Below are 13409 nucleotides of genomic sequence, written 5' to 3'. Positions count from 1 at the left end.
TCAGCTGCTCAAGAGAGGCAGGGCTCACGAGCGGTAGAGCTCCTCGATGTCCTCCGCGTAGTACTCCGCCACGGCCGCCCGCCGCAGCTTGAGCGACGGGGTCAGCAGCCCCTGCTCCTGGCTGAACTCGCGTGGCAGCAGCCGGAACGCGCGGATCGACTCGGCCCGTGACACCGCCGTGTTGGCCGCCGCCACCGCGCGCTGGATCTCTCCGTGCAGGTCCTCGTCGGCGAGCACCGCCCACGCTTCCAGCTGTTCCCGTCCGTGGCTCTTCAGCCAGTGCGCGAGGGCCGCCGGGTCGAGCGTGATCAGTGCGGCCACGTACGGGCGGTCGTCGCCCACCACCAGGCACTGGGAGACGAGCGGATGCGCCTCGACCCGTTCCTCCAGGGCCGCCGGGGCGAGGTTCTTGCCGCTGCTGGTGACGATCAGGTCCTTCTTGCGGCCGATGATGGTGAGGTAGCCGTCCTCGTCCAGCCGGCCCAGGTCGCCGGTCGCGAACCAGCCGTCGACCAGCGAATCGGCGGTGCACTGCGGATGGTTGAGGTAGCCGCCGAAGACCGAGGCGCCGCGCACCCACACCTCCTCGTCGTCGGCGATCGCCACCGAGGCGCCCGGCACCGGCTGCCCGACGGTGCCGAGCTTCTGCCGCGCGGTCGGGTTGGCGGTGATCGCGGCGGAGGTCTCGGTCAGTCCGTACCCCTCGTACAGCTGGAGGCCGGCGCCGGTGAAGAACAGTCCCAGCTCGCGCCGGAGCGAGGAGCCGCCGCACATCACGCTGCGCACTCGGCCGCCGAGCACCGCGCGCAGCTTCGGGTAGACGGTCCGCTCGTACGCCAGGTGGCGCAGCCGCAGTCCGGCGCCCGGTCCGGGGCCGCGTCCGAAGGACTTCTGCTCCCGGGCGGCGGCCCAGTCGACGGCCACCTGCCGCGCCTGCTCGAAGAGTTCGCCGCGCCCGGCGTCCTCGGCGGCGCGCCGGGCCTGCTGGTAGATCTTCTCGAAGACGTACGGGACGGCGTGCAGGAAGGTCGGCCGGAAGCTCTCAAGTGCGGGCAGCAGCGCGTCGGTGGAGACCTCGGGGAGGTGGCCGATCCGGAAGCCGCCGCGGACCGCCGCGATCTGCACGGCCCGCCCGTAGACGTGGGCGAGCGGTAGGAACAGCAGGGTGCCGGGCTGGCTGCCGCCGGTGTCGCGCAGGACCTCGCCCCAGCCGGCGAGCAGGGCGTCGGCCTCGGAGGCCAGGTTGCCGTGGGTGATCAGGCAGCCCTTGGGGCGGCCGGTGGTGCCCGAGGTGTAGACGACGGTGGCGACGTTCTGGGCGCCGACGCCGAGCCGCTGGCGGTGCACCAGGGAGTCGGGCACGTCGCGGCCGTCCTCGGTGATCGCGGCGACGCAGTCCCGGTCCAGCTGCCAGATGCCGGTGAGGTCGGGCAGCGCGTCGCAGACCGCGCCGACGGTCATCGCGGCGTCCTCGTCCTCGACCAGGCAGGCCACCGCCTGGGTCTCGGCGAGGATCCAGCGCACCTGCTCGGGGGCGGCGGTGGGGTAGACCGGGACGGTGATCGCGCCGATCGACCAGAGCGCGTAGTCGAAGAGCGTCCACTCGTAGCGGGTGCGGGACATCAGGGCGACCCGGTCGCCGTAGCGCACCCCGTGGGTGAGCAGGCCCTTGGCCAGTGCGAGCACCTGGTTCCTGAACTCCCGGGCGGTGACGTCCCGCCACCGTCCGTCGCCGGTCCGCCGGGACACCTGGACCAGCTCGGGGGTGCGTTCGGCGGTGTCGTACAGGGAGTCGGCGAGTCCTCCGGTGGCCTCGGGCACACCCGGGGCGGGGGTGGTGAACTCGCGCACAGTCCTCCCCAGTTCCGCTTCTCCCCGGCGCCGCCTGTGGGTCCGGCCCGCCCGCCCTCCGGCCGCCGGGGCGGCGGCGCCCGGTGGTACGGGTGGAGCGAAACTATCGGATCGTTCCGGCACTGCCCAGGGTTGTGACGGTGACGCGACGAGATCGGCACGGGTCCGCTCGGACCGTGCCGTGGTCGGGGAGGCCGGCGGGAGACGAGGGGGAGGCGAGGGGGAGGCGAGGGGAAGGAGCGGCGGAGGACTCAGGGAAGACCCAGGAAGGACTCAGAGAAGACCGAGGGAGGTCCCGGGGGCAGGGGGGGCGGTCGGCGCGGAAGTGCGGAGCGTCCGGAAAATCCGGATGTCTGCGGATGTTCCGGGCGCGAAGCGGACATGATCGCGACCGGTTTCTGACGTGTGCGGGGCAAGGTGCGGAAGCGGACCCGTTCGACCCTCGAACGAGTGGTCAGGGCGTAGTAGAGTCGCGCAGACCCGTGGCCGGGAGCCCACCGAATCCCTCCTCATCGTCCCCCGCCGAGCCCCGCCCCTCCCGCCACGCCCACCGCTTCCACGGCCCCCACCCTCCCCGTCCGCGCCTGGCACTTCCCGACCGAGGACTCCATGCGTCTGCGCAGCAGCTCGATCCGCGCGAAGATCATCGCGCTGCTCCTGGTGCCCATCGTCGCCCTCACCGCCCTGTGGGTGTACGCGACGATCGCCACCACCGGGGACGTCTGGAACCAGCTGGGGATCAGCCGCACCTACAAGGAGTTCGCGGGCCCGGTCGACCAGTACGCCGTCGACCTGCAGAACGAGCGCCGCGCCGCCGTCCAGCGCCTCGCCGACCCCCGCTCGCCGGTCGCCCGGGACGCCTACGAGCACGCCAAGGCCGCCACCGACCACAGCCTCGCCGTGCTGCGGCAGAAGAAGGACGGCTCGGGCGGCAAGCTCTCCACGCCCCAGCGCGGCCGCCTGGTGCAGATCATCGCCGCCGCCGACCAGCTCGGCCCGCTGCGCTCCCAGGTCGGCCGTGCCGCGCTGAACTGGGAGTTCGCGCTGGGCCAGTACAGCGACCTGGTCAAGCCGGTGTTCGGCTTCCGTTCCGCCTACGTCGCCCGGCAGACCGGCCAACTCCCGCGCCAGGGAACCATCCTGATCGAGCTGGTGCGCGCCCGCGAGTACCTGTCGCAGGAGGACGCGGCGATGGAGGGCCTGCGGGCCGGCGCCGGCAAGCCCAACGCCGAGCAGTACCAGGTCGCGCTGGACGCTCTGCACAACCAGCAGGCGCTGTTCACCGTCTACATCGCCGAGCTCGATCCCGCCGACCAGTCCGACTACATCGCCCTGCGCAGCGGCGAGGCCTGGGGCGCGCTGGCCCGCGCCGAGGCGGACTTCGTCGGCGCCGGCGGCCCCGACCGGGTGGTCCAGGCGCTCAACACCGACTCCTGGCGGGAGACCGCCGACCGGGCGCTCGGCGACCTCACCTCCATCAACAACCGGATCGCCACCGGACTGGACGAGCGTGCCCGGTCCACGGCGATCGGGATGCTCTGGCGCGGCGGCATCGCCGGTGCGATCGGCCTGGTCGCGATCGTGCTGACGATCATGATCTCCTTCCGGATCGGGCGCGGCCTGGCCCGCGAGCTGATCGGCCTGCGCAACGCGGCCAACGAGCTGGCCGGCACCCGGCTGCCCTCCGTCATGCTGCGGCTGCGCCGCGGCGAACCGGTGGACGTGGCCACCGAGGCGCCCGAACTGCACTTCGGCGACGCCGAGATCGGGCAGGTCGGCCAGGCCTTCAACGCGGTGCAGCGGGCCGCCGTCGAGGCCGCCGTCGAACAGGCCGACCTGCGGCGCGGCGTCTCGGCCGTCTTCGTCAACCTGGCCCGGCGCAGCCAGGTGCTGCTGCACCGCCAGCTCACCCTGCTCGACACCATGGAGCGCCGCACCGAGGACCCGGCGGAGCTGGAGGACCTCTTCAAGGTCGACCACCTCACCACCCGCATGCGCCGGCACGCCGAGGGCCTGATCATCCTGGCCGGCGGCTCGCCCGGGCGCGCCTGGCGCAAGCCGGTCCGAATGGTCGACGTGGTCCGGGCGGCGGTCGGCGAGGTCGAGGACTACGCCCGGGTGACCGTCCGGCCCTTCCCCGGCACCGGCCTGCTCGGCAGCGCCGTCGCGGACGTCACCCACCTGGTCGCCGAACTCGTCGAGAACGCCGCGGTGTTCTCCCCGCCGAGCACCCATGTCACCGTCCAGGGCGAGGTGGTGGCGCACGGCTTCGCGCTGGAGATCGACGACCGCGGGCTCGGCCTGAGCGAGCAGCTGCTCGCCGAGATCAACGAACGCCTTGCCGTGGAGCAGGAGTTCGACCTCGCCGACACCGACCGGCTGGGCCTGTTCGTGGTCAGCCGGCTGGCCCGGCGGCACGGCATCCGGGTCCACCTGCGGCCTTCCCCGTACGGGGGGACGACGGCGGTGGTGCTGATTCCGCGCGAGCTGCTCGCCGAGGCCTCGGACGGGGCGCCGGAGCCGGTCGCGGCCGGGCGGCGGCCGGCGGGCGGCGGTCGGCGCGGGCAGCGCGACCTGGTCGCGGTGCCGGGGTCGAGGGCGGCGTCGGGGTCGGGGTCGGCGGCCGGGGCGGCGGTACGGTCATCGGCCGGATCGTCCGCGGGGGCGTCCGGCGGTTCCCCGTCGAGCGCGTCGTCCGAGGCCGGCACGGGCGGCCGGCACCGGGTGACGGGCGGGCCGCGCCCCTCCGCTCCCGAGGTGGGGCGTACGGCGGGCGGTCTGCCGCGTCGGGCCTCCCGGGTCAAGAGCGGGCCGGTCCTGGTCCCCGTACCCGGGGCGGACGCCGAGGAGGCCCCGGGCAGGGGGCGGCACCGGCGGGAGGACGTGGTGGTGGCCGCCGCCGAAGAGGCCGTCGCGGCTGCCGAGGTGGCCGCCGGCGATGCCTCCGCCGGCGCGCGGACGGCCGGTGGTGCTGTCGGGGCTTCCACGGCGGCCGGGGCTCCGTCGGCGGACACCGCGCCGCGGACGGCGGGCGGTCTGCCGCGCCGGGTCCGGCAGGCGAACCTGGCGCCGCAGCTCAGGGAGCAGCGTACGGAACAGCTGAAGGAACGGTTCCGCAGTGCGGGCGGAGCCGAGGACCGGGCCGGGGACGGAGCCGGGGAGCGCTCGGCCGGGGGCGTGTGGACCGACCGGGGCTCCCAGGAGGCCCGCGAGGCGCGGGAGCGTTCGCCCGAGGAGGCCCGGGCGGCCTTCGCCTCGTTCCAGCGCGGCTTCACCCGGGGGCGCGTCGCCATCGCCTCCGGGGGCCTCACCGGTGTCGCCAGGGACGGCGACGGCGCGCCGAAGGACGGCGAGGGCACCTCGAAGGGCCGTGACGGGTCTTCGAAGGGCCGCGACGGCTCCTCGCAGGGGCGGGACGGCGCGTCGAAGGGGCGCGCCGGTTCGCCGCGTGACCGGGTCGCGGTCGTGCCGGTATGGCAGCCGCCGAACCCGTCCCTCCGGGCGATCAGCCCGGCCCCCTCCCCGGCGGCGCTGCCCGCGCCCTCGGACACCGGACGGGCACCGCTCGCCCGCTGGGTGCCGCCCGCGCCGCCGGTCGGTCGCGGCCCGGGCCCAGGAACACCCGTACCGCCGGCGGCACCCGCCGGATCCGGTACACCGACTTCACCCTCACCGATCGCACCACCGGCACCACCCGCAGGATCCGCACCAACCGCGGCAACCGCACGGCCCGTACGACCGGTACCACCTGTGCGACCCGTGTCACCCGCAGCACCCTCATCACCCGCTGCACCCGTACCACCCGCATCACCTGCACCACCCGCTCCAGCGGAAGGAACTGATTCATGACCACTTCGACGCAGCCGCCCGGGGACCTCAACTGGCTCCTGGACGACCTGGTGGGGCGCGTCGCCGCCCTGCGGCACGCGGTGATCCTGTCCAGCGACGGCCTGGCCACCGGGGCCTCCGGCGACCTCGACCGCGAGGACGCCGAGCACCTGGCCGCCGTCGCGGCCGGGTTCCACAGCCTGGCCAAGGGGGCCGGCGGGCACTTCAAGGTCGGCGGCGTCCGGCAGACCATGGTCGAGCTGGACGAGGCCTTCCTCTTCATCACGGCCGCCGGCGACGGCAGCTGCCTGGCCGTGCTGAGCGACGCCGAGGCCGACATCGGCCAGATCGCCTACGAGATGGCCCTGCTGGTCAAGCGGGTCGGCGAGCACATGGCCGCCGAGCCGCGCACCGAAACCGCCCCGCCGGGGAGATGAGCGGGCCCATGGCGGATCCGAGGACGGACGCGCCGGACGGCCCGGAGGTGCCGGTGGGCACCGACGGGCCGGTCGGCGCGGGGGCGTCGGAGGCGGCGGGCCCGGCGGCGGACGCGAGCGCGTCATCCGGCGCGGCCGCGTCTCAGGATGTGGGAATCCCGGCGGACACCGACCCGGCGGGCATGGCGGACCCGGCGGACACTGACCTGCCGGCCCCGGCGGACCGGGACGGACCCGAGGTGGACCTGTTCCAGGCCCGGACCCCGGCCGACGACCGCTGGTTCGACGACGAGGCCGGTCCGGTGGTGCGGCTCTACTCGATGACCCGCGGCCGCACCCGGCCGGTCGAGGAGGGGCTGTTCGACCTGATCTCGCTCGTCGTCGCCGTCGAGCCCGGGCCGGCCGCGGGGGCCGTGCCCGCGCACGTCCTCGACCCGGAACACCAGACACTGCTCGCCCTGTGCCGCCGCGAACCGCTCTCCGTCGCCGAACTCGGCTCCTTCACCGACCTGCCGGTCAGCGTGGTGCGGGTGCTGCTCGGCGACCTCTACGACGCCGACCTGATCAGCGTCACCCGACCCGTTCCGCTCGCCGAGCTGCCGGACGAGCGCCTGTTGCGAGACGTGATCAATGGACTCCGTGCGCTCTGACCACCACCCCCGCCCGGCCGGCGGCAGTCCGAACGACCCGCGGTGGCGTGGCGGTCCGGCCGCCGCGGTGAAGATCCTGGTCGCGGGCGGCTTCGGCGCGGGCAAGACCACCCTGGTCGGCTCGGTCAGCGAGATCCGCCCGCTGCGCACCGAGGAGGAGCTCAGCGAGCTGGGCCGCCCGCTGGACGACACCTCGGGCGTCGAGACCAAGCGCACCACCACGGTGGCGATGGACTTCGGCCGGATCGACCTGCGGCCCGGCCTCGCGCTCTACCTCTTCGGCACCCCCGGGCAGGACCGGTTCTGGTTCGTCTGGGACGAGTTGGCGCGCGGCGCGCTCGGCGCCCTGGTCCTCGCCGACACCCGGCGGCTGGCCGACTGCTTCCCGTCGGTCGACTTCTTCGAGCAGCGCGGCATCCCGTTCGTGGTCGCGGTGAACTGCTTCGAGGGCACCGACCGGTTCTCGCCGGACGAGGTGCGGGACGCGCTCGACCTCGACCCGGGCGTCCCGGTGCTGCTCTGCGACGCGCGACTGCGGGAGGACGGGAAGGACCTGCTCGTCGCGCTGGTCGAGCACGCCGCGGCGCGGCGCCAGCGCACTCCCGTCCGCACCTGACGGGCGCCCGGGAGGGCTCCTCGCCGGGCTCCCGCCAGGGCCTGCCGGGGAGCCCTCCCGGTCCGCTCCGTCCCTGGTGGAGGCCTCGGGCCGTGCTCCCGGCGGGGTCTGAGGGAGCCTCGGGCGGCGCCGCCGCCGGCGTCCCGTCCCGGCCGACGTCTCATTCGGGTGTCCGCATCCCGGACGGTCGGGACGCGGAAGGTTGCCTAGACCGCCCCGGCCGTGGAAGGCTCTGTGGACGAAGGCCGCCCGGCCATGCCGTCGGGAGCCCCGGCAACGCCTCGTTCACACGGGCGGTGCCGACCGGCGGACGGCCTTCGACGATCCGGCGAGGAACCGTCGGCACGCACCCGCAGGGGTGCGTCGCCGCGCGCAGAGCGAGGGGGAGGGCAGCAGGATGACCGTCGGCCGACGACTCATCGGCACCGCCGCGCCCGGGTCCCTCGTACCCGGCTCCGCCATCTCGGGTGCTGCCGTACCGGTGCTCACCGTCCGCCGCTACATCGACCACGCGCTGATCTGCAGCGCGTGTTGTCGCTGACCGGCCTGCCCCGTCCCGGTACGTCCCCGGCGCTCCCGGCCCACCGGCCACCGCCCGACGCACCGCTGATCCCGTCGACCAGGCCGTAGCGGACCGCCGTCCCGGCGAGCCGCGGCCGACCAACCGGACCCGCCCAGCGGAGAGACCACCAGTGAACATCGTCTGCCCCAGACCTTCCCCCGCCGTCGTCGGCCGTACTCGAACGACCGTTGCGGCCCCCACGACACGTGCGGGCGGTGGACGGGCCGGACGGTGGAACGGGCGCGCGGTCCGCGCCGCGGACAGCCGACGGGGTCGTCCCGACCTCGAACCGTTCTGGCCGTCCCGGCAGCCGCACCTGTTCGATCAGACGTGTCCGGGTTCGCCCAGCGCGTCCCGGCCCTCCGCCCGCTGACCCGGTTCGATCCGGTCCAGCCCCGGCAGTACGCCCGGTCGACGCGCAGACGACTCCACCCCGTCCGTCACGCGCGAAATGAGCGGCACACCATGTCTTCTTCCTCCACGGCCACCCTGCCCCTGCCCACCGCGACCCCGCACCTGCGCGCGGTCCGCTCGGTTCCGTCCGTCCCTCCCGCTTCCGGCCCGTCCGGCCCGTCGCTTCCTCCCCTTCCGTCCGGCCTGTCCGGGAGCTCCGCCGCTCCTGGTGCGCCCGGGCAGGTCAGGGGCGCGGGGCCGGCCGTCCCGCCGCCCTCGGTGGCCGACCGGTGGCCCGGTGCGGCCGCCCGTCCGCCGCACGCCGGCCCGGCCCGCCCGGCGGTCGCCCCGCCGCACGCCGGTCCGCAGCCGGGCGCGGCCCTGCCGCCGGCGCCCCAGGCGCTGCTCGCCGCGCTGCCGGAGGGCGCGACTGTCGTCGCCGCCCTGCCGCAGGGCCTGCTGCCGCAGGGTCTGCTCGCCCAGTACGGTGCGCAGTTCGGCGGTGCGAGCGGCAGCCCGATGGTCGGGTACCTGGTGCTGGTGCCGGCGGAGAACCCGGCGGCGGGCCCCGGGCTGTCGGGTGCTCCGGTGTCGGCCCTCTCGGCCGTCCAGGCTGTCCCGGTTGGCTCCGCCGCTGCGCCGGGGGCCTTCGGCCCTCCCGTCGTGCTCGGCACCTCCGGCGTCCCCGGTGCGCCGGCCCCGGCGGGTGCCCGCCCGGTGCGACCGGGCGGGCGAGGCATCAGCGTCGACAGCGAGCGGCGCAACGCCTACGTCGACGGGCGGCTGCTCGACCTCACCTACCTGGAGTTCGAGCTGCTGGCCCACCTCACCGAGCACCCGCAGCGGGTGCACACCCGGGACCACCTGGTCTCCGCGGTCTGGGGCTACGGCCACGTCGGGGACGGCCGGACCGTCGACGTGCACGTGGCCCGGCTGCGCCGCAAGCTCGGCCCGACCTACCGCGACACGATCGTGACGGTCCGCCGGGTCGGCTACAAGTACACCCCGGCCGCGGTCTGATCCCTGATCCCTGGTAGACGACCGCTGACCACAGCGGCAGCCCGTCCGCACCTCCGACTGGTGTGGACGGGCCGCCGCTGCAGTCATTTTGACGAGCCGTCAGAGAATTGTCAGGCGCGCTGGCCCGGCGGTAGGAGGAGGACGGCGAGGGCGTCGGCGCAACCGCGGGCGTATCCAAGGAACCAGTCCACCCGGTCGTCGGTGAGGTGCGCGGGGGTCGAACGGACCGCGAGCGCGAAGCGGGCCTGCCCGGCGACGTCCAGGACGGGGACGGCCACCGTCCGCACCCCGGCGGCCGACTCGCCGTCGTTCAGCGCGTACCCGGCGGCCCGTACCCTGGCCAACTCCTCCTCCAGGAGCGCCGGTTCGGTGATCGTACGGTCGGTGAAGGAGCGCAGCGGGCCGAGCGTGGATGTCGCCGCCTCGCCCGGGCGGGGCCAGGCCAGCAGGACCTTGCCGAGCGCCGTCGAGTGCAACGGGCGGCGCAGGCCCAGCCCGGTGTCCGGGCGGACGGAGCCGCCGACCAGGATCACCGCGTGCGGGCCGCTGCGGATAGCGAGGTCCGCCGTCGCCTTGGTGCGCCGGGAGAGCACCTCCAGCTCGGGCGCGGCCAGGTGCAGTCCGCGCTGGTGGAAGCTGAGTTGGCCGAGTTCGGCGACGGCCGGGCCGAGCCGGTAGCGGACGGTCTGCTCGTCCTGCTCCAGGAATCCGGCGCTGACCAGCGTGCGGGCCAGCCGGTGTGCGGTGGAGACCGAGAGGCCCATGCGGCGGGCCAGGTCGGAGGCGCTCAGGTCGGGGCCGTTGTCGTGGAAGCAGTGCAGCAGCCCGAGCGCGCGCTGGACGGCCTGCGCACCGGCCGGCGGGCTCTGGACGGCGGTGGCGGCCTCGGCCATGACACCTCGGGTTTCTGTTCGGGACCCCGGCCGGTCCGCCGGAGGGAGTCTCAGCGTAGGGCAGCCAGTGCTTCGGGAATGTGTCGATGACGTTGCGATGGAATGGCGTTGATGATCAACTGATCCCATAACGTGGCACATTCTTGCCCCGACAGCCCGTGACCTCGCCTTCGTCGGCTGCGCGATCCCCCAACTCGTAGGAAGGGGTGGCGCTGTGACGTCCTGCCAGCGTCTGCATCCCCGCGGGTGTTGTCGCCGACCGGCATCTCCATGCCCGCCGGTTCACCCGTTGCCCAGTGCCCACCGTGACCGGGATCGCTATCCATTCCCACATCATGGAATAGGCGCAGATTTCTGGCGAGCCATGACCCTCCGCGGCCTCCGCGGCCTCCGCGGCGTCCTCGGCGTCCGCGGGCTCGCCGGGCTCACCCTCGACGACGCCGAACTCGTCGACGTCCCGGCCGTCCGGGCGGCGGTCGGCCGAACTGGCCGTGCTGCGGGACGGCGCGGTGGACGCGGTGCCGGACCGCCGACGACGGACAGCGTTCAGCCGACAGATAACAGCCGACAGATAACAGAGTTCAGATTTCAGAATCTGTCAGCTGTCATCTGTCACCCGTCGGCTGTCACCCGTCCACGAGCAAGCTCAGCGGCTCAGCCGGTCGATCTCCGCCAGCTCCTCCGCCGTCAGCGGTCCTCCGGCCAGCGCGTCGAGGTTCTGGTCCAGCTGCCGCACGCTGCTGGCGCCGATGATCACCGACACGACGCGCGGGTCCCGCAGCACCCAGCTCAGCGCCAGCTGCGCCAGCGTCTGCCCGCGCCCCTCGGCGATCTTGTTCAGCGCCCGCAGCTGCTCCAGCTTCGTTTCGGTCAGCGTCTCCTCGGTCAGGAACTTCCCGACCGACATCCGCGAGCCCGTCGGTACCTCGCCGGAGAGGTAGCGGTCCGTCAGCAGCCCCTGCGCCAGCGGCGAGTAGGCGATCAGGCTGGTCCGGGTGTCGCCCACCGCGTCCAGCACGCCGCCGTCCTCGACGGACCGGTTGAGGATCGAGTACGCCGACTGGTTCATCAGCACCGGCGTGCCCAGCTCCCGCAGGATCGCCACCGCCTCCCGGTGCTGCTCCGCCGGGTAGTTGGAGATCGCGGCGTACAGCGCCCTGCCCGAGCGCACCGCGCTGTCCAGGGCCCCCATCGTCTCCTCGATGGGGGTGTCCGGGTCGTAGCGGTGCGAGTAGAAGACGTCGACGTAGTCCAGCCCCATCCGGTCCAGCGACTGGTCGAGGCTGGCCAGCAGGTACTTGCGGCTGCCACCGTTGCCGTACGGGCCGGGCCACATGTCGTAGCCGGCCTTGGTCGCGATGAACAGCTCGTCCCGGTACGGCCGGAAGTCCTGGGCGAACAGGTAGCCGAAGTTGCGCTCGGCACTGCCGTACGGCGGGCCGTAGTTGTTCGCCAGGTCGAAGTGGGTGACGCCCCGGTCGAAGGCCCGGCGGAGCACGGCCCGCTGCACCTCCAGCGGCTGGGCGTCACCGAAGTTGTGCCAGAGCCCGAGCGAGACGGCGGGCAGCTGGACGCCACTGCGCCCGGCCTTCCGGTAGGTCATGGAGGCATAGCGGTCATCCGCGGCGAGGTAGCTCATGCCGGACATCTTGCCAGCCGGACGCGTCCGGGCAAGGCCTTGCCCCGCTTCTGACCGGTGCTTATCCTCGCGGAGGACCGTGTGCGCACGAGGTGAGGGGGAGGCGTGAGGGCAGTGCTGGCCGTATCCGCGGTTCTCGCCGTCGCCGCCGTTCCCTCCGCGCCCACCTCGCCCCGCTGTTGTTGTCGCCGCCACCGCGGCACCGCGCGCTGACATCGCGCCCGGGCGTTCCGGCGCCCCGGTCCGTCAGTGACTCCGCCGGTGCCGGCCGCGCGAGCGCAGCCCCGGGCCGTCGCACCGCACCCCTGCGCTTCCGGCGGCCCACCGACGTCCGAACCTGAGCCCGAGCCCATCCGGCCCTGAGCCCATCCGGCCCCGAGCCCGGTCGGCCCCGGCTCAGTCGACCCCGAGCCCCCTCCGAGCCTTCCAAGGAGACCGCCGTGCGGTTCACCGTCTCGTCCCTCGTCGCCAACACCCCCGACCCGGTCACCGGAGTCCTGCGCACCCCACGGCAGAAGCTGCAGAGCGTCATCGACCAGGCGGTCCTCGCCGAGCAACTCGGCTACGACGGCTACGGCGTGGGGGAGCGGCACGGCGAACCCTTCCTCTCCCCGGCGCCGCCCGTGCTGCTGAGCGCCATCGCCGCCCGCACCTCCACCATCCGGCTGTTCACCACGGTGACGGTGCTCAGCGTCCTCGATCCGGTCCGGGTCGCCGAGGACTACGGGATGCTCGACCAACTATCGGGTGGCCGACTTGAGTTGATCATCGGCAAGGGCAACGACCCGCGCCACTTCGGCCTGTTCGGCCTGCCCGAGGAGCGCCAGTGGGAGGCGCTCGCCGAGAACTACGAACTGCTGCGCCGGCTCTGGCGCGAGGAGAAGGTGACCTGGCGGGGGTCGACCCGCCCGCCGCTCGACGAGGCCGCCGTCTCCCCGCGCCCGCTCCAGGATCCGATCCCGGTCTGGCACGGCAGTGCCACCAGTACCCGGTCCACCGACCTCGCCGCCCGCCACGGCGACCCGCTCTTCTCCGCCAACTCCTTCCACCCGTTGGAGAAGTACCGCTCGCTGGTCGAGCACTACCGCGAGCGCTGGGCGCACTACGGGCACGACCCGAAGTCGGCCCGGGTGGGCGCGGGCTTCGGCGGGCTGTACGTCGCGAAGCGCTCGCAGGACGCCGTCGAGGGCTACCGCCCGTACTGGAACGCGCTGTTCGCCTCGGCCGCCGGCCGTCACAACAACTCGCCGTTCGGCTCGCTGGAGGATGCGCTGGAGCACGGATCGGCGCTGGTCGGCAGTCCGCAGCAGGTGGTCGAGAAGATCCACCGCTACCACGAGGCCTTCGGCAACGAGGTGGTCGGCATCGGGGTGGACGCGCTTACGGAGGGAGCGCAGCGCGAGCAACTCGAGCTGTTCGCGGCCGAGGTGGCCCCCGTGATCCGGCGCGAACTCCCGTAGTCGGCGCTCCGCCGTCCGCCCGCGCAGCGCGCCGTGCACCCCCCTACTCGGCGTGACGCC

At 73.9% G+C, this 13409-nt stretch carries 10 protein-coding genes; 7 read left to right on the top strand and 3 right to left on the bottom strand.

All coding sequences use genetic code 11. The features are described from left to right. Positions 1-24 precede the first annotated feature (24 nt). Complete coding sequence (locus IE332_RS04525) at positions 25-1851, bottom strand: AMP-dependent synthetase/ligase (RefSeq protein WP_189913767.1); 1827 nt, start codon at positions 1849-1851, stop codon at positions 25-27. Between the two features lie 609 nt (positions 1852-2460). On the opposite strand from IE332_RS04525, the gene IE332_RS04520 reads away from it, so the two are divergent. The 6 genes from IE332_RS04520 to IE332_RS04495 all read left to right on the top strand — a co-directional run bounded on the left by IE332_RS04520 (position 2461) and on the right by IE332_RS04495 (position 9357). Further along, on the top strand, positions 2461-5700 hold the full coding sequence (locus IE332_RS04520; protein ID WP_189913766.1) for a sensor histidine kinase: 3240 nt from the start codon (positions 2461-2463) through the stop codon (positions 5698-5700). Then, positions 5697-6116, top strand: a complete 420-nt coding sequence (locus tag IE332_RS04515) for a roadblock/LC7 domain-containing protein (RefSeq protein ID WP_189913765.1) — start codon at positions 5697-5699, stop codon at positions 6114-6116. Before IE332_RS04520 ends, IE332_RS04515 begins: the two co-directional genes overlap by 4 nt. Positions 6117-6436: 320 nt before the next feature. Then, complete coding sequence (locus IE332_RS04510; RefSeq protein WP_229928351.1) at positions 6437-6766, top strand: DUF742 domain-containing protein; 330 nt, start codon at positions 6437-6439, stop codon at positions 6764-6766. A 67-nt stretch (positions 6767-6833) separates the two neighbouring features. Beyond that, entirely contained in the window at positions 6834-7382 is a 549-nt protein-coding gene (locus IE332_RS04505) for a GTP-binding protein (RefSeq protein WP_229928350.1), read from the top strand. A gap of 397 nt (positions 7383-7779) precedes the next feature. Further along, positions 7780-7923 (top strand): hypothetical protein, encoded by a 144-nt coding sequence (locus tag IE332_RS04500; RefSeq protein ID WP_189913763.1) that lies wholly within the window; start codon positions 7780-7782, stop codon positions 7921-7923. Between the two features lie 693 nt (positions 7924-8616). After that, on the top strand, positions 8617-9357 hold the full coding sequence (locus IE332_RS04495; protein ID WP_373313678.1) for a winged helix-turn-helix domain-containing protein: 741 nt from the start codon (positions 8617-8619) through the stop codon (positions 9355-9357). Positions 9358-9467: 110 nt separating this feature from the next. Here IE332_RS04495 and IE332_RS04490 read toward each other — a convergent pair whose 3' ends face one another. Continuing rightward, positions 9468-10250 carry an IclR family transcriptional regulator gene (locus IE332_RS04490; RefSeq protein WP_189913761.1) on the bottom strand — a complete coding sequence of 261 codons (783 nt, stop codon included), beginning with the start codon at positions 10248-10250 and terminating at the stop codon, positions 9468-9470. Positions 10251-10896: 646 nt separating this feature from the next. Next, entirely contained in the window at positions 10897-11889 is a 993-nt protein-coding gene (locus IE332_RS04485) for an aldo/keto reductase (protein ID WP_189913760.1), read from the bottom strand. Positions 11890-12329: 440 nt separating this feature from the next. Here IE332_RS04485 and IE332_RS04480 point away from each other — a divergent pair, with 440 nt between their 5' ends. Then, positions 12330-13349: an LLM class flavin-dependent oxidoreductase gene (locus tag IE332_RS04480; protein ID WP_189913759.1), complete on the top strand. Its 1020-nt coding sequence runs from the start codon at positions 12330-12332 to the stop codon at positions 13347-13349. Positions 13350-13409 lie beyond the last annotated feature (60 nt).

Origin of the sequence: Kitasatospora xanthocidica (assembly GCF_014656195.1) — a bacterium.
In the GTDB taxonomy this organism is placed as follows: domain Bacteria; phylum Actinomycetota; class Actinomycetes; order Streptomycetales; family Streptomycetaceae; genus Kitasatospora; species Kitasatospora xanthocidica.
Note: the sequence above shows the minus strand (reverse complement) of the source record. Positions and strands in the feature narration are given on the sequence as shown.

Coding starts and splice junctions, on each gene's coding strand:
- IE332_RS04515 (WP_189913765.1), top strand. CDS start 5,697: ATGACCACTTCGACGCAGCCGCCCGGGGACCTCAACTGGCTCCTGGAC.
- IE332_RS04490 (WP_189913761.1), bottom strand. CDS start 10,250: ATGGCCGAGGCCGCCACCGCCGTCCAGAGCCCGCCGGCCGGTGCGCAG.
- IE332_RS04510 (WP_229928351.1), top strand. CDS start 6,437: ATGACCCGCGGCCGCACCCGGCCGGTCGAGGAGGGGCTGTTCGACCTG.
- IE332_RS04485 (WP_189913760.1), bottom strand. CDS start 11,889: ATGAGCTACCTCGCCGCGGATGACCGCTATGCCTCCATGACCTACCGG.
- IE332_RS04520 (WP_189913766.1), top strand. CDS start 2,461: ATGCGTCTGCGCAGCAGCTCGATCCGCGCGAAGATCATCGCGCTGCTC.
- IE332_RS04500 (WP_189913763.1), top strand. CDS start 7,780: ATGACCGTCGGCCGACGACTCATCGGCACCGCCGCGCCCGGGTCCCTC.